The sequence below is a fragment of the Streptoalloteichus tenebrarius genome (genome assembly GCF_024171885.1).
GTDB classification, from domain to species: Bacteria; Actinomycetota; Actinomycetes; order Mycobacteriales; family Pseudonocardiaceae; genus Streptoalloteichus; species Streptoalloteichus tenebrarius.
The window spans coordinates 155,377-173,571 of sequence record NZ_JAMTCP010000002.1; the positions used below are offsets into that span (position 1 = coordinate 155,377).

The 18,195-nt window shown below is 74.2% G+C and carries 18 protein-coding genes; 13 read left to right on the forward strand and 5 right to left on the reverse strand.

Translation table 11 applies throughout. The annotated features are described in order from the left end of the window. Positions 1 to 50: 50 nt before the first annotated feature. Together galK and LX15_RS02450 are read right to left on the reverse strand one after the other, a co-directional pair. Entirely contained in the window at positions 51 to 1,229 is a 1,179-nt protein-coding gene (gene galK / locus LX15_RS02445; protein WP_253667790.1) for a galactokinase, read from the reverse strand. Further along, positions 1,226 to 1,915, reverse strand: coding sequence for an iron-dependent transcriptional repressor DtxR (locus LX15_RS02450; RefSeq protein WP_253667791.1), 690 nt, complete (start codon positions 1,913 to 1,915; stop codon positions 1,226 to 1,228). Before LX15_RS02450 ends, galK begins: the two co-directional genes overlap by 4 nt. Before the next feature lie 159 nt (positions 1,916 to 2,074). On the opposite strand from LX15_RS02450, the gene LX15_RS02455 reads away from it, so the two are divergent. The 5 genes from LX15_RS02455 (at position 2,075) to LX15_RS02475 (ending at position 8,711) form a co-directional block, all read left to right on the forward strand. Next, positions 2,075 to 2,935: a sulfurtransferase gene (locus LX15_RS02455; RefSeq protein WP_301303868.1), complete on the forward strand. Its 861-nt coding sequence runs from the start codon at positions 2,075 to 2,077 to the stop codon at positions 2,933 to 2,935. Positions 2,936 to 3,039: 104 nt separating this feature from the next. Continuing rightward, on the forward strand, positions 3,040 to 4,215 hold the full coding sequence (locus LX15_RS02460) for an acetoin utilization protein AcuC (RefSeq protein WP_253667793.1): 1,176 nt from the start codon (positions 3,040 to 3,042) through the stop codon (positions 4,213 to 4,215). A 38-nt stretch (positions 4,216 to 4,253) separates the two neighbouring features. Then, positions 4,254 to 6,959, forward strand: coding sequence for a bifunctional acetate--CoA ligase family protein/GNAT family N-acetyltransferase (locus LX15_RS02465; protein ID WP_253667993.1), 2,706 nt, complete (start codon positions 4,254 to 4,256; stop codon positions 6,957 to 6,959). A gap of 521 nt (positions 6,960 to 7,480) precedes the next feature. Continuing rightward, complete coding sequence (locus LX15_RS02470; RefSeq protein WP_253667794.1) at positions 7,481 to 7,975, forward strand: hypothetical protein; 495 nt, start codon at positions 7,481 to 7,483, stop codon at positions 7,973 to 7,975. Next, entirely contained in the window at positions 7,941 to 8,711 is a 771-nt protein-coding gene (locus LX15_RS02475; RefSeq protein ID WP_372502143.1) for a GntR family transcriptional regulator, read from the forward strand. The genes LX15_RS02470 and LX15_RS02475 overlap by 35 nt, the downstream gene beginning before the upstream one ends. 72 nt (positions 8,712 to 8,783) lie before the next feature. Here the strand turns inward: LX15_RS02475 and LX15_RS02480 are convergent, their stop codons facing one another. Next, the gene (locus LX15_RS02480) at positions 8,784 to 9,338 is read right to left on the reverse strand and encodes a cupin domain-containing protein (RefSeq protein WP_253667796.1); all 555 of its coding nucleotides are present in this window, start codon (positions 9,336 to 9,338) and stop codon (positions 8,784 to 8,786) included. 212 nt (positions 9,339 to 9,550) lie between these two features. On the opposite strand from LX15_RS02480, the gene LX15_RS02485 reads away from it, so the two are divergent. The 7 genes from LX15_RS02485 to LX15_RS02515 all read left to right on the forward strand — a co-directional run bounded on the left by LX15_RS02485 (position 9,551) and on the right by LX15_RS02515 (position 15,848). Further along, positions 9,551 to 10,669: a TIGR03364 family FAD-dependent oxidoreductase gene (locus LX15_RS02485; protein WP_253667797.1), complete on the forward strand. Its 1,119-nt coding sequence runs from the start codon at positions 9,551 to 9,553 to the stop codon at positions 10,667 to 10,669. Further along, positions 10,666 to 11,346, forward strand: a complete 681-nt coding sequence (locus LX15_RS02490) for a phosphonatase-like hydrolase (RefSeq protein ID WP_308213392.1) — start codon at positions 10,666 to 10,668, stop codon at positions 11,344 to 11,346. Before LX15_RS02485 ends, LX15_RS02490 begins: the two co-directional genes overlap by 4 nt. A gap of 142 nt (positions 11,347 to 11,488) precedes the next feature. Then, entirely contained in the window at positions 11,489 to 12,526 is a 1,038-nt protein-coding gene (locus LX15_RS02495; RefSeq protein ID WP_253667798.1) for a 2-aminoethylphosphonate ABC transporter substrate-binding protein, read from the forward strand. After that, a complete protein-coding gene (locus LX15_RS02500) occupies positions 12,523 to 13,596 on the forward strand; it encodes an ABC transporter ATP-binding protein (protein ID WP_253667799.1) in 1,074 nt (357 codons plus the stop codon). The genes LX15_RS02495 and LX15_RS02500 overlap by 4 nt, the downstream gene beginning before the upstream one ends. Next, positions 13,593 to 14,504 (forward strand): 2-aminoethylphosphonate ABC transporter permease subunit, encoded by a 912-nt coding sequence (locus tag LX15_RS02505; protein ID WP_253667800.1) that lies wholly within the window; start codon positions 13,593 to 13,595, stop codon positions 14,502 to 14,504. Before LX15_RS02500 ends, LX15_RS02505 begins: the two co-directional genes overlap by 4 nt. Further along, positions 14,482 to 15,279: an ABC transporter permease gene (locus LX15_RS02510; RefSeq protein WP_253667801.1), complete on the forward strand. Its 798-nt coding sequence runs from the start codon at positions 14,482 to 14,484 to the stop codon at positions 15,277 to 15,279. Before LX15_RS02505 ends, LX15_RS02510 begins: the two co-directional genes overlap by 23 nt. A gap of 47 nt (positions 15,280 to 15,326) precedes the next feature. Beyond that, complete coding sequence (locus LX15_RS02515; RefSeq protein ID WP_253667802.1) at positions 15,327 to 15,848, forward strand: GNAT family N-acetyltransferase; 522 nt, start codon at positions 15,327 to 15,329, stop codon at positions 15,846 to 15,848. Between the two features lie 51 nt (positions 15,849 to 15,899). On the opposite strand, the gene LX15_RS02520 is transcribed toward LX15_RS02515, so the two are convergent. Together LX15_RS02520 and LX15_RS02525 are read right to left on the reverse strand one after the other, a co-directional pair. Continuing rightward, positions 15,900 to 17,078 carry an RtcB family protein gene (locus LX15_RS02520; protein WP_253667803.1) on the reverse strand — a complete coding sequence of 393 codons (1,179 nt, stop codon included), beginning with the start codon at positions 17,076 to 17,078 and terminating at the stop codon, positions 15,900 to 15,902. Between the two features lie 61 nt (positions 17,079 to 17,139). Then, the gene (locus LX15_RS02525) at positions 17,140 to 17,343 is read right to left on the reverse strand and encodes a hypothetical protein (RefSeq protein ID WP_253667804.1); all 204 of its coding nucleotides are present in this window, start codon (positions 17,341 to 17,343) and stop codon (positions 17,140 to 17,142) included. A gap of 362 nt (positions 17,344 to 17,705) precedes the next feature. Between LX15_RS02525 and LX15_RS02530 the strand changes: the two genes are divergently transcribed. After that, complete coding sequence (locus LX15_RS02530) at positions 17,706 to 18,170, forward strand: hypothetical protein (protein WP_253667805.1); 465 nt, start codon at positions 17,706 to 17,708, stop codon at positions 18,168 to 18,170. Positions 18,171 to 18,195 lie beyond the last annotated feature (25 nt).

An 18,195-nucleotide genomic window follows, 5' to 3' on the forward strand; every position in this document is an offset into this window, starting at 1 on the left:
TTCTCACGTGTCGGTGGCCCCGCCGGCCCTGCCCCGCCGCGCGCCCGCGGTCAGTCCTCCCGGCCGGCGCCCGCCGAGGGCACCGCGGTGAACAGTCGGGGAGCGGTGAAGCCCCGCGCCGCGTACGCCTCGGTCACGGCGTGTTCGACCGCGTCGAGCTTCGAGGTGGAGACCAGCGCGATCGCCGAGCCGCCGAACCCTCCGCCGGTCATCCGCGCGCCCAGCGCCCCGGTGTTCAGCGCTGCCTCCACGGCCACGTCCAGCTCCTCGCACGAGACGCGGTAGTCGTCGCGGAGGCTGGTGTGCGAGGCGGTGAGCAGCGGGCCCACCTCGGCCAGCCGGCCCGCGCGCAGCGCGGCCACGGTGGCGAGGACCCGCTCGTTCTCGGTCACCACGTGCCGCACGAGCGGGCGGAGTTCCTCGGGCAGCCGGTCCGTGGCGGCCGGCAGCTCCTCGACGCCGACGTCCCGCAGGGCCGGCACGCCGAGCAGCTCGGCCGCCCGCTCGCAGCCCCGCCGCCGGTCGCCGTAGCCGGACTCGCTGAGCGAGTGGCTGGCCCTGGTGTCGATCACCAACACGGCCAGCTCGTCCCGCGCGGCGTCGAACGGCACCTGCTCGCCGTGCCCGGACCGCACGTCCAGGAACAACACGTGCTCGCTGGCGCACCGCAGGGACGCGGTCTGGTCGAGCAGCCCGGTCGGCGCGCCGACGAAGTCGTTCTCCGCCCGCTGCACCCACCGCGCCACCTCGTCCCGGCTGGGCGAGCCCTCGCTGTCGGGTGTCAGCCCGGCCAGGTCGAGCAACGCCAGCGCCACGGCGCACTCCAGCGCGTGCGAGGAGGACAGCCCCGCCCCGGTCGGCACGTCGCTGGCGAGCATGACGTCCGCCCCGGTGAGGGGGACGCCCTCCCCGCGCAGCGCCCACGCCACGCCGGCCGGGTAGGCGGCCCAGCCGCTCACCCCGCCCGGCGCGAGGTCGGCGATCCGTACGGGCTCGGCCCGCCGCGGCACGCCGTCCTCGCCGAGGGTGGCCACCGCCAGCACACCGTCGGTCCGCCGGCCCACAGCCGCCGCCGTGCGGTGCGGCAACGCGAACGGCAGCACGAACCCGTCGTTGTAGTCGGTGTGCTCGCCGATGAGGTTCACGCGGCCCGGGGCCGACCACACGCTGTCCGGCGCGCGGCCGTGCTCCGCGGCGAAGGCCGCCGCGGCCCGCCCGCCCGGCCTCACCGCGTGCGCACCAGGACGGCGTGCGCGATCTCGGACGGCAGCCGCGCGGTGCCGTCCTCCCCCCGCACGTCGATCGCCCCGTCCGGGTCGCCGCCGACGGTCACGCGCCCACCGGGCACGACACCGGCCTGCTTGAACTCGGCCATCAGCTCGGGGTCGAGCTGCACGTGCTCGGCGATGCGGCAGATCTCCACCTGCCCGCCGCCGCCCCGCGCCACCTCGTCCAGCCGACGCAGGTCGGCCTCCAGCGGCGGGGCCGGCTCGCCCACGCCCAGCTCGTCCAGACCCGGGATGGGGTTGCCGTACGGCGAGGTCGTCGGGTGCCCGAGGAGCTGGACGAGCTTGCGCTCGACCGCCTCGCTCATGACGTGCTCCCAGCGGCACGCCTCCTCGTGCACGTGCTCCCACTCCAGTCCGATGACATCCACCAGCAGGCGCTCGGCGAGCCGGTGCTTGCGCATCACCGCGATGGCGCGCGCCCTGCCCGACTCGCTGAGCTCCAGGTGCCGGTCGTCGGCGACCACGAGCAGCCCGTCCCGCTCCATGCGCGCCACGGTCTGGCTCACGGTCGGCCCGCTCTGGCCCAGTCGCTCGGCGATCCGGGCCCGCAGCGGGACGACGCCTTCCTCCTCAAGCTCGTAGATCGTCTTGAGGTACATCTCAGTGGTGTCGATGAGGTCGTTCACAACCGGTTCCCCTTCGTCACCTGCGATGCTAGTCGCCTCCGCCGACCGTCCGACGCGCACGGGCGGCCAGCCTCCGGCCGGGCGGCGCGCACGCGGCGACGCGGGGTCGGGTGACCGGGCGGCGCGCGGGGGTTGGGCCGGGCCGCCCGCGGGTGCAGGATGGGCCGCGTGGCTGCGCTGATCACTCCCGCCGAGCTGGCCGAGGCGCTGGCCGGCGAGCACCCCCCGGTGTTGCTGGACGTGCGGTGGCGACTGGGCGGCCCGCCCGGTCGGGCCGAGTACGAGCGCGGCCACCTGCCGGGCGCGGTGTTCGTCGACCTGGACACCGAGCTGGCCGCGCCCCCTGGGCCGAACGGTCGGCACCCCCTGCCCGACCCGGACGCCCTCCAGTCCACCCTGCGTCGCGCCGGCGTGCGCTCCGACCGGCCCGTTGTGATCTACGACACGGCGGACGGCTCGGTGGCCGCCCGCGCCTGGTGGTTGCTGCGCTGGGTGGGGCACGACGCGGTGTCCGTGCTCGACGGCGGCTACACCGCGTGGGTGGCCGAGGGGCGGCCGGTGACCACGGACGAGCCCCGCCCCGAGCCGGGTGATCTCACGGTCCGGCCGGGCACGCTCCCCGTGGTCGACGCCGACGGGGCCGCCGACCTCGCCAGGGCCGGCGTGCTGCTGGACGCCAGGGCGCCGGAGCGCTACCGGGGTGATGTCGAGCCGGTCGACCCGCGCGCGGGGCACGTGCCGGGCGCGCGCAACGCCCCGTTCTCCGAGCACGTCGACGGGACCGGCCGGTGGCGGTCGCCCGAGGAGCTGCGGGAGCGGTTCGCCGCGCTGGGCGTGGGCCGGGACGGCCCGGTCGGCGCGTACTGCGGTTCCGGCGTGACGGCCTGCTCGGTCCTGCTCGCGCTGGAGGTGGCCGGGCTGTCCACGCCGGAGCGCCCGGCCGTGCTCTACGCCGGTTCCTGGTCGCACTGGTCCGCCGACCCGACCCGCCCGGCGGCGACCGGCGACCAGCCCGGCTGAACCGGGGCTCGCCCGAGCGCGGAGGGGCGCTGTTCCCGGCCCGTTCCTGGTCCGAGAAGCCCGAAGACCTCCGCGTCGGGCCGGAGCGCGGGTAGGTTCTCGCCATGGGTGCTCGGGCGGCGATCGTGTGGGACGCGGCGTTCCTCGGCTACGACCTGGGCGGGGACCACCCGCTCGACCCGATCCGGCTCGACCTGACGATGCGCATGGCCACGGCCTTCGGCCTGCTCGACGGCGTGGAGACGGTGCCGCCGCGCCCGGCCACCGACGACGAGCTGGAGCGGGTGCACACCCCCGCGTACGTGGCCGCCGTGCGGGCCGCGCCGACGGCCGGCTGGGACCCGGGGCACGGTCTCGGCACGGCGGACAACCCGGTGTTCGACCGTATGCACGAGTCGTCCGCCCTGATCGCCGGCGGCTCGATCGCCGCGGCCCGACAGATCGTGACGGGCGCGGCCCAGCGCGCCGTGAACCTGGCCGGCGGCCTGCACCACGCGATGGCCGACCACGCCGCGGGGTTCTGCGTCTATAACGACTGCGCGGTGGCGATCGCGTGGCTGCTTGACCAGGGCGTGGAGCGGATCGCGTACCTCGACGTCGACGTGCATCACGGCGACGGTGTGCAGGCCGCGTTCTACACCGACCCCCGGGTGCTGACGGTCTCGGTGCACCAGCACCCGATGACGTTGTGGCCGGGCACCGGCTACCCGGCCGAGTTGGGAGCGGAGGGCGCCGAGGGCACGGCGGTCAACCTGGCGCTGCCCCCCGGCACGCGGGACGACGGCTGGCTGCGCGCGTTCCACGCCGTGGTGCCGTCGCTGCTGGCCGCGTTCCGCCCCCAGGTCCTGGTGACGCAGTGCGGCGCGGACACCCACCGCGAGGACCCCCTGGCCGACCTCGGGCTGTCGGTGGACGGGCACCGCGCGATCTACCGGACCCTGCGTGAGCTGGCCGACACCCACGCCGGTGGGCGCTGGCTGGCGCTGGGCGGTGGCGGATACTCCCTGTTCCGGGTGGTCCCGAGGTCGTGGACCCACCTGCTGGCCACGGTGCTGGACCGGGACGTGGACCCGAACCGGCCGGTCCCGGCGGACTGGGTGGCGCACGCGGCTCCCCTGGCGCCGACCGTGCCGCTGCCCACCGCCATGACCGACGGGTGCGACCCCGGGTTCGCTCCGTGGGACGGGAGCACCGACACGCCGCTGGACGCCGCCGTCCTGCGGACGCGGCGGGCCCTGTTCCCGCTGCACGGCCTCGACCCCGACGACCCGCGCGACTAGTCGCGCCCCGCGCAGACCTGGAGTCCGGTGTGGACGGTGTGACCGAGAACGTGACGGACGCCGCGGCGCCGGCGGCGACGCGGCCCGACCCCTACGACTACCCGGGGCACTGGGTGGCCGACGTCGTGCTGTCCGACGGGGGCACCGCCCACCTGCGGCCGATCACCCCGGACGACGCCGAGCGCCTGGTGGCCTTCCACGGCCGGCTCAGCGAGCGCACCCGCTATCTGCGGTACTTCGGCCCCTACCCGCGCATGCCCCAGCGCGACGTGCGCCGATTCACCACCGTCGACCACCACGACCGGGTCGCGCTCGTGGCCCTGCTCGGCGACGAGATCGTGGCGGTCGGCCGGTTCGACCGGCTGGGCGGCGGCGACTCGGCCGAGGTCGCGTTCGTCGTGGAGGACGGCCACCAGGGGCGCGGGCTGGGGTCGATCCTGCTGGAGCACCTGGCGGCGGCGGCGCGCGAACGCGGGCTGGCCCGGTTCGTCGCCGAGGTGCTGGCGGAGAACACGCAGATGATCCGGGTGTTCCGGGACGCCGGCTACCAGGTGAGCAGGGCGATGGAGGAGGGCGTGGTGCACCTGGAGTTCGCCATCGACCCGACCGAGGAGTCGCTGGCGGTGGCCAGGGCCAGGGAGCAGGCCGCCGAGGCGCGCAGCGTGCACAACCTGCTGCACCCGCGCTCGGTCGCGGTGATCGGCGCCTCCACCGACCAGTCCAAGATCGGCCACGCTGTGCTGCGCAACCTGTTGGGCGCGAACTTCGCCGGTCCGGTCTACCCGGTCAACGCCGAGCACCGGTCGGTGCGCGGCGTGCGCGCCTACCCCTCGGTGCTGGACATCCCGGACGCGGTGGACCTCGCCGTGGTCGCGGTGCCGGCGGCCGGCGTCGACGAGGTCATGGACGCCTGCCTGGCCAAGGAGGTCAAGGCGCTGGTGGTGGTCACCTCCGGGTTCGGCGAGACCGGCCCCGGCGGGTTGTCCGCGGAACGCCGGCTGGTCGCCGAGGCCAGGGCGCACGGCATGCGGGTGGTCGGGCCGAACGCGTTGGGTGTGGCCAACACCGACCCCGAGGTGCGGCTGAACGCCACGCTGGCCCCCGTGCTGCCCGGTCGGGGGCGGGTCGGGTTCTTCGCCCAGTCCGGCGCGCTGGGCATCGCCATCCTGGCCGCCGCCGCGGAGCGCGGGCTGGGCCTGTCCACGTTCGTCTCGGCCGGGAACCGCGCCGACGTCTCCGGCAACGACCTGTTGCAGTACTGGGAGACCGACCCGGCGACCGACGTGGTGCTGCTGTACCTGGAGTCCTTCGGCAACCCCCGCAAGTTCGCCCGTCTGGCGCGGCGGCTGGGGCGCACCAAGCCGATCGTCGCGGTGAAGTCGGGCCGGCACGCGATCAGTCCCGCGCTCGCCGCGACCGGCGTGCAGGTGGACGAGGCCAGCGTGCAGGCGCTGTTCGAGCAGGCCGGCGTGATCAGGGTGGAGTCGCTGGCGCAGCTCTTCGACACCGCGTTGCTGCTGGCGCACCAGCCGTTGCCGGCGGGGCCGCGGGTGGCGATCGTCGGCAACTCCACCGCGCTGGGCGTGCTGGCCGCCGACGCCGCCCTGGCGGCCGACCTGGAGCTGGCCTGCGACCCGGTGGACGTCGGCTCCTCGGCCGGGCCCGAGGAGTTCGCCGCCGCCGTGCGCCGCGTCGCCAGCCGCGACGACGTGGACGCCCTGGTGGTGGTGTTCGTGCCGCCGCTGGCGGTGCCGGGGACGGCGTACGCGCGGGCGTTGCGGGAGGCGTCGGGCGGCGGCTCGACCGTGGCCAGCAAGCCGGTGGTCTCGACGTTCCTCGCGGTCGAGGGCGTGCCCGCCGAGCTGGCGGTGCCCGGCCCCGACGGCTCGCCGGGGCCGGGCTCGGTCCCGTCCTACCCCAGCCCGGAGCGGGCGGTCATGGCGTTGGCGCGGGTGACCCGTTACGCCCGCTGGCGGTCGGCTCCGCAGGGCCACTTCGTGCGCCCGGACGGAGGCATCCGCCAGGCCGAGGCCCGGGCCCTGGTCGACGAGTGGATGACCGGTGTGGGGGGCGAGCGCCGGCTCGACGACGACGCGGCGGTGCGGCTGCTGGCGTGCTACGGCGTGAACGTCGTCCCGTTCCGTGTGGTGTCCAGTGTGGACGAGGCTGTGGCGGCGGCCGGGGCGCTCGGCTACCCGGTCGCGCTCAAGTCGACGAGCGCCCGCCTGCGGCACCGCAGCGACCTCGTGGGTGTCCGGCTGGACCTGAACTCCCCGGACGCGGTGCGCACGGCCTACCTCGCCCTCCGCGAGGTGTCCGGAGTGGACGAGGTCTACGTGCAGACCATGGCGCCCAAGGGCATCTCCTGCGTCATCGGGCTCCAGGACGACCCGTCGTTCGGCACGCTGGTCTCCTTCGGGCTCTCCGGCGTCGTCAGCGACCTGTTGGGCGACCGCGCCTACCGCGCGGTCCCACTGTCCGATGTGGACGTCGCCGCGCTGGTCCGCGCGCCCAAGGCCGCCCCGCTGCTGACCGGCTACCGGGGCGGCGAGCCGGCGGACCTGTCCGCGCTGGAGGACCTGGTGCTGCGGGTGGCGACGTTGGCCGAGGACCTGCCCGAGGTGCGTTCGCTCGCGCTGGAGCCGGTCCTGGCCTCGGCGGCCGGCGCCTACGTGACCAGCGCGCGCATCACCCTCGGCCACCCGCCGTCCCGGCCGGACACCGGTCCGCGCCGGCTGCGGTGAGGTCGTGGGGCGGGTTCGGGAGGCCCGACGGCGCCACGCGCGGGCGTCAGCGGTCCGCACGTCCCGTCCGGTGTCGCGCGACGCCGGGTGGCGGAGGCAGTTGCCTCCGGATCGGGTGAGCGGTGACGCTCATTCGTGGGTGAGGGCACGGCTGTCGCTGTCAACTGGTTTTGTCTCGGCCATGGCGAGTTATCCACAGGCGTTCGAGTTGTCCACAGCTTGGCGTCATCGCCTGGTGGCGGGGTGTGGTGGGCGGATAGGCTGGAGCGGGGCTCGCCCCCCAGGGCGGGTGGGGGCTGTCCGCTGGGGTGGTGGAAGGCGGCTCTCGGCGGGACCCGTCGGTAAGGCGGGAGGAACCCCGTCGAGGGCGACGATTCCGGTGTCGTGGCGCGGGTCGTCGGCCTGCTGCTCGTCCTCGCCGTGCTCTACGTCGCCGTTGGGTCGGCTGTGCCCTCGGCGGCTCCGGCGGGTCGGCGGGGCTGCTCGGCGTCGTCACGACGATCGCGGCGGCGCTCGCGTCGATGGCGTTGGCGGAACGCCGCTGGCCGGTGTTCCCGGTGTTGCTGGTCGGAGTCGCCCTGCTCGTCGTCTGTTCCGAGGTCGCCCACTGGCGCCTGCGCGACCACGGCGTCCGCGTCACCGTGACGATTGTGGAGTCGAGCTGTGAGCCCGGCCGTGCCCGGTGCGCCCCGCACTACCGCGTGCGCCGGCCCGACGGGAGCGAGCTGGGCCGCCCTCTGTCCCCGCCGGCCGGAGCCCGCCACGCCCCAGGGGACTGGGTGGAGGTGCTGGAGGACCCGGACGGCGTGCTCGCGCCACAGCGGGTGTCCGACATCAGGGACGACGCGGGACGTCGGCCGCCCTGGTGGCGCTGGCGGTGGTCGCCGCCGTGCCCGAAGAGCCCCGTCGTCGGAGTCTGCTCGCCCTCGGCCCGCGGGGGCGGTGATCAGGGAGTCACGTCCTGTGCCTACTGTGCGCGGTGTGGGAGAGCGACCTCCGCGGCATCGCGCGGGTGAACCGGTGCGCGCGGGGATTCCCGACCACGGCCGGATCCCCCGCTACTACGCCGTCAAGACGAGGCTGTTGGACCTCGTGGCCGAACTGGGGGAGGGCGCGGCGCTGCCCTCGGAGCGTGAGCTGGCGGAGCGCTTCGGCGTGTCCCGGGTGACCCTGCGGCAGGCGGTGGGTGAGCTGGTCCTGGAGGGCCGCCTCCTGCGTCGCCAGGGCAGCGGCACCTTCGTCGCGCCGCCGAAGCTGGTGCAGCCGCTGGCCCTGGTCAGCTACACGGAGGGCATGCGCCGTCAGGGCGTGGTTCCCGGTCGCACGCCGGTGACCGTCGAGCGTCTGGCGGCCGACGACGGCCTGGCCGCCGAGCTGCGCGTGCAGCGGGGGGACCCCGTGGTGCACCTGGAACGGGTCCTGCTGGCCGACGGCGGGCGTGTCGGTCTGGAGTCCACGTACCTGCCGGACAAGCGCTTCCCCGGCCTGGCGGAGGATTTCGACCCCACCACGTCGCTCTACGCGTACCTGCGCGAGCGCAGGGGCGTGGTGTTCGCCGAGGCCGAGGAGCGGCTGGAGACGGTACTCGCCACGCCGAGGGAGGCGTTGCTGATCGGGACGAACCCTGCGCTGCCCATGTTGTTGCTGCACCGGGTGTCGTTCGATCCCGACGGTGTGCCGATCGAGCGCGTGCGCTCCCTCTACCGGGGTGATCGGTTCAGTTTCGTCACCCGCCTGCGCGCCGACGCCTGACCCGCCCTCCGCGCCGGGCCGGTCCCGGGGCGGGCTCGTGCCCACCGCCCCGGGACCGGTGCTCGGCGGACCTCAGCGGGTCTTGAAGCTCTTGCGCGTCTCCCACTTGGCGGCGGCCGGTCCCTTGGCCATGTCCACGAAGTAGCTGTCGTGGTGGACGAAGAACGCCGCCCGCTCCTCGTCGGTCATCGACGCGAGGTGGGCGATCCCCTCGAAGTAGCCCTCCCTCGCCGCGCCGGGCGCGAACAGCATCAGGAAGTCCACGGGCTCGCCGGACTCGTTGCCGAAGGAGTGCAGGCCACCCGGCGGGACGTAGAGGAAGTCGCCCTGGTTGGCGTCGAACCAGCGCTCGCCGTCGAACACCCGCAGCGAGCCGTTCAGGATGTAGAACGACTCGGACATCGCCTTGTGGAAGTGCGGGCTGGTGCCCTGGGCCTCGGCGGTCATGTGGACGTGGTAGAGGCCGAAGTCGCCGTTGGTGGACGACTTGGTGGCCAGGTAGTCGGTGCGGCCGCCGGTGGGCGTCGTGAGGTCGGACGGGGTGTCCGAGGGGCGGAACACGGCGCTGATCTCGCCCTCGTCGCCGTGGTAGCGGGGCGCGGGGTAGTCGTTCTCCAGCCAGGACATGTCGTCTCCCCAGGTGGTGGCTGTGGTCCTGTCGCGATGACGCGTCGTACGACGTTCACTATCTCAACATTGACCTAATGAGTACTAAGAGACCTTGGTCACGTAGATTGTCACGAATGGATAACTCATCTAGTCCAACTTTTCGCGCCGGTTCACCTGGCGTTCGGTCGGGGGACACGGGGCGGTCGCCGTGGCCGACGACCGTTCCCGGCGTGCGAGTAGCAGTAGTGGGCGGCGGTGTCCTCGGCACCATGCACGCCTGGCAGGCGGTGCTCCGCGGCCACGAGGTGATCCATCTGGAACGCGAGCCCGAGGCACGGGGCGCGTCCGTGCGCAACTTCGGTCTCGTCTGGGTCAGCGGGCGCGCGGACGGCGAGGAGCTGGAGACGGCGCTGCGGGCCCGCGAGCTGTGGGCCGGGCTCGGCGAGCGCGTCCCCGGACTCGGCTTCCGGGCGAACGGTTCGCTGACCGTGCTCCGGACCGAGGCGGAGCTGGCGGTGGCCGAGGTGTTCGCCGCCGGGCCGGACGCGGCGGCCCGCGGCACGAGACTGGTCGACCCCGCCGAGGCGCGGACCGTCAATCCCGCCCTGCGCGGCGCGTTCCTCGGCGCGCTCTGGTGCGAACGGGACGCCGCGGTGGAGCCGCGCGTCGCGCAGCCGGCGCTGCGGGCGCATCTGGCCGCGACGGGCCGCTACACCTGGCTTCCGGGACGTGAGGTGCGCGAGGTCGACGCCAGGGGCGTCCGGGACGACCACGGCGACCACCACCACGCCGACGTCGTCCTCTTGTGCACCGGCGCGGCCCTGTCCGGTCTCGTCCGGGAGATCGCCGGCCCGGTGCCGGTGCGCCGCGTCCGCCTCCAGATGATGCAGACCGAGCCGCTCGACGAGCCCCTGACCACCTCGGTCGCCGACGGCGACAGCCTCCGGTACTACCCGGCCTACCGGGGCGTCGAGCTGGACGCCCTCAACGCGAACCAGCCCCAGCCGGCCGTCGCGGCCGAGCACGCCATGCAGCTCCTCATGGTCCAGCGCGCCGACGGCGGCCTGACCGTCGGCGACACCCACGGCTACGACGAGCCGTTCCCGTTCGACGTGGTCGAGGAGCCCTACCAGCACCTCCGGCAGGTCGCCGAGGCGATCCTCGGCCGCCCGCTGCCCCCGGTGCGCCGCCGCTGGGCCGGGGTCTACGCGCAGTGCCGGGACACCGGCCAGGTCGTGCACCGGCAGCGCGTCGCGGACAACGCCTGGTTGGTCACTGGCCCGGGTGGGCGCGGCATGACCTGTTCCCCCGCCATCGCCGAACGCACCGTCGAGGAGATCGGACTGTGAGCACCTCACTCATCGAGCTGGTCGTGCTGGACATGGCCGGCACCACCGTGCTGGACGGCGGCCTGGTGGAACGCGCCGCCACCCGCGCGCTGACCGCCGCCGGCGCGGCCGACCTCGACGCGGGGCTGGAGCACGTCCGCCGCACCATGGGACAGTCCAAGATCGACGTGTTCCGCGCGGTGCTGCCGGACGAGGACTCCGCCCAGCGCGCCAACGCCGAGTTCGAGACCGCCTACGCCGAACTCGTGGCGGAGGGCCACTGCGCGGAGGTCCCCGGCGCGGCCGAGACGATCCGCGAGCTGCGGCGCCGGGGGAGGAAGGTCGCGTTCACGACGGGCTTCGCCCGCCCCACCCAGGACGCGATCCTCGCGGCGCTGGGCTGGGCGGACCTGGTGGACCTCGCGCTCACTCCCGCCGACGCCGGCCGGGGCCGCCCGTACCCGGACATGGTGCTGACGGCCGTGCTGCGGCTGGGCGTCAGCGACGTGCGCGCCGTCGCCGTCGCCGGCGACACGCCCTCGGACATCCTCACCGCGCGTCGCGCCGGCGCGTCGGTCGTGGCCGGGGTGCTGACCGGCGCGGGCACCGCGCCCGAGCTGACCGAGGCCGGCGCCACCCACGTCCTGCCCTCGGTCCGCGAGCTGCTGGACCTGCCCGGCCTGTCCGAGCACCGCTGACCGGACCGCTGACGAACCCCGCCGACGGGCCGGGCCGACCTGGCCCGGCCGGCGGGTCAGCGACATCGGCCAGAACACCAGCCAAGCCACCAGCACCGAGCAGAACCGACAGATCCGACTGTCCCGCGCGGAAAGGACCCCCATGCGACGTTGGTCGCGCATCGCCGTCGCCGCCGCCCTCGCCGCCGTCGTCTCGCTGGTCGCCGCCTGCGGGGGCACCGGCGGCGGCGACGGCGGAGACGACCGGAAGGTCGTGCTCTACACCGCCGACGGCCTGGCCGACTGGTACGGCAAGCGGTTCGCCGAGTTCCGGGACCGCACGGGCATCAGCGTGCAGGTCGTGGAGGCCGGCTCCGGCGAGGTCGTCTCCCGACTGGAGAAGGAGCGGGGCAACCCGCAGGCCGACGTGGTCGTCACGTTGCCGCCGTTCGTCCAGCGCGCCGCCCAGCAGGACCTGCTGGCCGAGTACCGCGCCCCCGGGACCGAGCACGTCCCGGCGCGGGACCCGAGTGGCCGGTACGCCCCCCTGATCAACAACTATCTGGGTTTCATCTACAACCCCGAGCTGGCGAACCCGGCTCCCCGCACCTGGGACGACCTGCTCGACCCCCGCTTCCAGAAGAAGATCCAGTACTCCACCCCGGGCCAGGCGGGGGACGGGACGGCGGTGCTGCTCCAGCTCCAGCACGTGCTCGGCGAGCAGGGCGCGCTGGACTACCTGGCGAGGCTGGAGGCGAACAACGTCGGCCCGTCCTCGTCCACCGGCAAGCTCCAGCCGAAGGTCGCCAAGGGCGAGATCCTGGTGGCCAACGGGGACGTGCAGATGAACCTGGCCACGATCACCAGGGACCGGTCGAACTTCCGGATCTTCTTCCCGTCGGACGCGTCCGGCAGGCGCTCCACCTTCGCGCTGCCCTACGTCGCGGGGCTCGCGCGGAACGCGCCCCACGGGGACAACGCGCGGAAGCTGCTGGACTTCCTGTTCTCCGCGGAGGCCCAGAAGACCGTGCCCGAGGCGTACGGCCGGCCCGCCCGCACGGACGTCACGGCGGACGGCGAGATCGCCCGTCAGCTCGACGACGTGCTGCGCGACGTGGAGATCTGGGAGCCGGACTGGGACCGGGTACTCGCCCGGCTCGACGCCGACCTCGCCGCGTACGCCAAGGCGGTGGGCCGGTGAGCGCGCCAGCGGTGGAGCTGCGCGGCGTCTCCGTCCACTTCGGACGGACGGTGGCGCTGCGGGAGCTGGACCTGACGGTGGGGCGCGGTGAGGCGCTCGCCCTGCTCGGCCCCTCGGGCTCGGGCAAGTCCACGGCACTGAAGGCGGTGGCGGGGTTCGTGCGCCCGCACACCGGTCGCGTGCTGCTGTCCGGCGAGGACGTCACGGACCTGCCGCCGCACCGGCGCGGTCTCGGCGTCGTGGTGCAGAACTACGCGCTGTTCCCCCACATGCGCGTCGCCGACAACGTCGCGTTCGGCCTCCGCGCCCGCCGCATGCCCCGGCGACAGGTGGAGGAGCGGGTGTCGGAGGTGCTGTCGATGGTCGGCATGGCCGACTACCGACGGCGGTTCCCGCGCGAGCTGTCCGGCGGCCAACAGCAGCGCGTCGCGATCGCCAGGGCACTGGCGATCCGCCCACCGGTGTTGTTGCTGGACGAGCCGCTGTCGGCGCTCGACGCCGCCCTGCGCGAGGAGATGCTGGCCGAGCTGCTGCGGCTGCGCGGGGAACTGCCCGACACCGCCCTGGTCTACGTGACCCACGACCAGGGGGAGGCGCTCGCCCTGGCCGACCGGATCGCCGTGATGCGCGACGCCCGGCTGGTCGAGGTCGGGCCGACCGACCAGCTCTACCACCGGCCCCGCACCGAGTTCACCGCCTCCTTCCTGGGCGCGGCGAACCTGCTGCCGGTCGAGGTGGTCGCCGCCCCCGGCGACGGTCCGGCGACGGTGCGGCTCGCCGGGGCCGAGTTCCGCGCCGAGCCGACGGGCGGGCCGGTGGCCGCCGGCGCACGCGCCGCGCTGGGCGTCCGGCCGCACCGGGTCGAGGTGCGCACTGACGGCGGCATGCCCGCCCGGCTGCTCGCCGTGCAGTGGCGGGGAACGGGCTTCCGGCTCGACCTGGAGCTGGACGGCGGCACCCCGCTGCGCGCTGAGGTGTCCTCTGTGGACGGTCTACCCCCGGTGGGCGCCCGCGTTGGAGTGTCCATCCCGGACGGTTGTCCGCTGGTGACGACGGGAGCGGGTGGATGACCGCCGTCGCCGCGTCCGTGCCCGCCGTCACCCGCCCCACCCGCGTCCGCCGACGCTGGGCGTCCGTGCTGTGGCTGCTGCCACCGCTGGTCGTCGTCCTCGGGTTCTTCTGCTACCCGCTCGCGTTGGTGCTCCGCCAGTCGTTCGTGACCCGCTCGGGCGAGGTCAGCCTCGCCGTGTGGCAGCAGGTCGTGACCTCGCCGGAGTTCACCGCCGCCCTGGGCCGCACCGTGCTGCTCTCGCTCGGCGCGACCGCGGGATGCGTGCTCCTCGGCACGTTCCTGGCCCTGGTGCTCGCGTTCGCCCCGTTCCCCGGGGCCCGCGTCGTCTCCCGGATCGTCGACGCGGTCCTCGCCTTCCCCTCGTTCCTCATCGCGCTGGCCTTCACGTTCCTCTACGGCAGCGCCGGCGTCCTCAACGCCGCGCTCGGCGGTCAGGGCGGCGGCCCCGTCGACTTCCTCTACGGCCCGTGGGGCGTGCTGCTCGCCGAGGTCACCTTCTACACGCCGTTCGTGATGCGTCCCGTGCTCGCCGCGTTCGCCCAGGTGCCCTCGGCGCAGCTCGACGTGGCGGCGAGCCTCGGCGCCCGGCCGGCCCTGGTGCTGTGGCGGGTGGCCCTGCCGGAGGCGTGGCCCGCGCTGGCCTCCGGCGCCTGCCTGACCCTGCTGCTGACCATGAACGAGTTCGGCATCGTGCTGTTCGTCGGGGCCAAGGACGTGATCACGCTGCCGATGCTCGTCCACACCAAGGGAATCGTGACCTTCGACTACCCGGCGGCCTGCGTGGTCGCCGTGGTCAACGTCCTGCTGTCCGTGGCGCTCTACGCGGCCCATCGGTGGGTCTTCCGCGTCCTGGGCGCGGGCCGGTCGGGGGAGGGGAGGCGCGGTGCTGTTCCGAACCCGGCGTAGCCGGTTCCTGCTGTGGCTCGCGTTCGGCGTGCTGTTCGGCGTGGTCATCGCCGCCCCGCTGGCGATGGTGGGTCTGGCCGCCGTCGCCGGGACGTGGAACGGCGTGCTGCCCGCCGAGTACACCGCCCGACACCTCGCGGACGCGGCCAGCGGCGACGCGCTGGCCAGCGCCCTGGTCAGCGTGCAGACCGGCCTCGTCGCCTCCCTGGCGGCGGTCCTGGTCGGCACCTGGGCGGCGCTGGCCGTGCGGTCCGCGCCCCGCCCGGTCCGACGCGTCGTCGACACGCTGCTGCACCTGCCGGTGGCGGTGCCGTCGGTCGTCGTGGGCCTGTCGCTGCTGGTGGCGTTCAGCCAGCCCCCGCTGGCGCTCAACGGCACGCGGTGGATCGTGCTGGTGGCCCACCTGGTGATCGTGCTCCCGTTCGGCTACGGCGTGGTGTCCGGCGCGCTCGACCGGGCCGACCCCGCGTTGGCCGAGGTGGCCGCGAGCCTCGGCGCGCCGCCCGCCCTGGTGCTGTGGCGGGTGCGGCTGCCGCTGCTGGCGCCCGCGCTGTCCGCCTCGGCCAGCCTCTCCCTCGCGTTGTCCATGGGGGAGGTCGGGGCCACGGTCATGCTCTACCCGCCGGACTGGCGCACGCTGCCGGTCTCGGTGTTCGCCCAGGCCGACCGGGGCGAGGTGTTCCTCGCGGCGGCCAGCACCGTGGTGCTGCTCGGCCTCACGCTCGTGGGCCTGCTCACCCTGGGCCTCGCGAAGGGCAGGGCGGCGGAGCGGTGAGCGTTATTCGTTCGGCCCCGCCGCCGAGGAATGGTTAGCGTCGCCCAATGTCCGTCCCTGAACTCCTGACACCCCGTCTCCGCCTGCGCCCGCTCACCCGCGCCGACGTCGACCCGCTCCACGAGCTGCTGAGCGACCCGGACGCCGCCCGGTTCCTGCCCTTCCCCGTGACCCGGGAGCTGGTGCGCGACCACGTCGAGGAGCTGCTGACGGCGGACAACCCGGAGGGCATGGGCTCCTACTCGTGGGAGGACCGGGAGACCGGTGAGTTCGTCGGCCACGGCGACCTGCGCCCCTGCCCGGAGACGGGCGACGGGCGGGTGGAGATGGGCTGGTACCTGCTGCGGAAGCACCAGGGGCTGGGCCTGGCCACCGAGGCGGCCCGTGCCGTGCTCGACCACGCCTACCGCACGGTGGGGCTGGACCAGGTGATCGCGCTGGTGCACGAGGAGAACGAGCCCTCGGTCCGCATCGCCCGTCGACTCGGGTTCGTGCCCGAGTCGCGGGGCACCTACTACGGCGGCCCGCACATCCTCTTCACCCGCCCGGCGGATCCCGCCGCCCACTGAGGCCCCGACGCTCCCGGGTCCCCCTGCCGAGGGGGACCCGGGAGCGTCCCGTCAGCCCTTCACACAGATGATCTGGCGCAGCTTCGCGACGACCTCGACCAGGTCGGACTGGTTCGCGATGACCTGCTCCAGGTCCTTGTACGCCGCGGGGATCTCGTCCACCACCCCGGCGTCCTTGCGGCACTCGACGCCCGCGGTCTGCCGGGCGAGGTCCTCGGCGGTGAACCGCTTCCGCGCGGCGTTGCGCGACATGCGCCGGCCCGCCCCGTGCGAGGCGGAGCAGAACGACTCCGGGTTGCCCAGCCCGCGCACGATGTACGAGCCGGTGCCCATCGAGCCCGGGATGATGCCCAGCTCGCCCCAACCCGCGCGGATCGCGCCCTTCCGGGTGACCAGCAGCTCCTCGCCGTAGTGCACCTCCTCCGCCACGTAGTTGTGGTGGCAGGAAATGGGCTCCTCGAACCGCACCTGCGGGAAGTGCCGGCGCAGCACGTCGCAGATCAGCCGCATCATGACCGACCGGTTGCGCCGGGCGTACTCCTGCGCCCAGTACAGGTCGTGCCGGTAGGCCGCCATCTGCGGGGTGTTCGCGAGGAACACCGCCAGGTCCGGGTCGGGCAGCTCCGCGTTGTGCGCCAGCCCGCGCGCGACCTCCATGTGGTACTGCGCGAGCAGGTTCCCGATGCCCCGCGACCCGGAGTGGAGCATCACCCACACCTGGCCGTGCTCGTCCAGGCAGATCTCGATGAAGTGGTTGCCGCCGCCGAGGGTGCCCATCTGGTGCAGGGCGCGGCTCCGCTCGTTCTGGACGCGGTCGGTCAGCTCCCCGAACCGGGACCAGAACTGGTCCCAGTCCGCGGCGTCCCGCTGGTCGAACGCGGTCGCCCTGTGCTGGCCGAAGCCCACCGGCACCGCCCTCTCCACGGAGGAACGCAGCCGCCGCAGGTCGTCCGGCAGGTCCTCCGCCCGCAGCGACGTGCGCACCGCGCTCATTCCGCACCCGATGTCGACCCCGACCGCGGCCGGGGACACGGCGTCCCGCATCGCGATGACCGAGCCGACCGTCGCGCCCTTGCCGTAGTGCACGTCCGGCATGACGGCGACGTGCTTGACCACCCACGGCAACGCCGCGATGTTGCGGAGCTGCTGCATCGCCTGGGACTCGACGTCACCGGCGCGGGTCCACAGCCGGATGTCCACGTGCTCACCAGGGATGGTCTCGATCGCCATGTCACCCAGCGTAGGCGCGCTGTCGACCGAAATCCGCTGGTCGAGCGAGCCGCCACCCGGTTCAGGGCAGAGAGGGCCGGGCATTGTTGTCCGGATGAGCGCGCGAGAGCTCCAAGGCGAGCGTCTCGCTCCGCTCCTCCGCCGCATCAGCCGAGGGAAGCTCCAGCGCGTCGGCGATCCGCTGCCAGGCCCAGCCCTGCTTCTGCGCCCGGTCCATGAAGGCGGCCTCTGACTGGTTCCCGACCCGCCGATGACGCACGAGCACCTGCCTCCACCGGTCCAGCACCCCCGCCGGGCAATGCGCGGTGACGACCTCGGGAGGCTCCCCGATCGAGGCTGTCCACTATGGACATGAGGTGTCTCGCAAGCTCCCGGCGATGTGCGGAGACAGTTCCGCCCACACGCGCGCCAGAAGGCACCCCCACCACGAGCGAGGGGCGTGATCGACTGACGGGGCCGGCAGGGGGCTTGACCCTGGCCTCACCCGACCAGACGCACCTGACAGGGCGACACCTGTCCAGGGGCGAGACCGAGGGCGGCCCCCGAAGACCGGTCCTTCGCCCGCCGCCATGCAACCTCGTCGGGGGACGCTCCCGTCCCCCTGGCATGAGACGGCTAGCGAGTGCGGTGAGTGTCAGCGCCGCGTTGGTGCTCGTGGGCGCCTGCGGCGAACAGCGACCAGAGATCGGGTTCGGCGCGCCGCCGGCCGGTGGCTCGTCGTCGACGAGCGCGACCTCCGAACCCCCCGACGCGGACGTGCCGACCCCGAAGCCGCCCGGCGGCGGCCGGGCCCTGCCCCAGGACCGGGTCGACGCCAGCGCCCTGCCCGACGGGTACCCGCGGCTGGTCTGGCTGGAGGGCGAGGACGGAAAAACCCTCGGAGCCTACGGCCAGGAGGGTGGTTGTGGCAGGGTGGACGCCAAGGTCACCGAGCAGACCCCGCAGCGGGTGCGCATCCTGTTCACGGAGACCGTGCCCACCAGCGGGCCCTGCACCATGGACCTGCGGTACCCGCCGCGGACCGTGACGCTGGACGCCCCGCTCGGTGACCGCCAGGTCGTGTTGCTCCAGCAACGCGTCGACAACAACTAGGCCCACCCGGCCGCGAGCAGGGCGC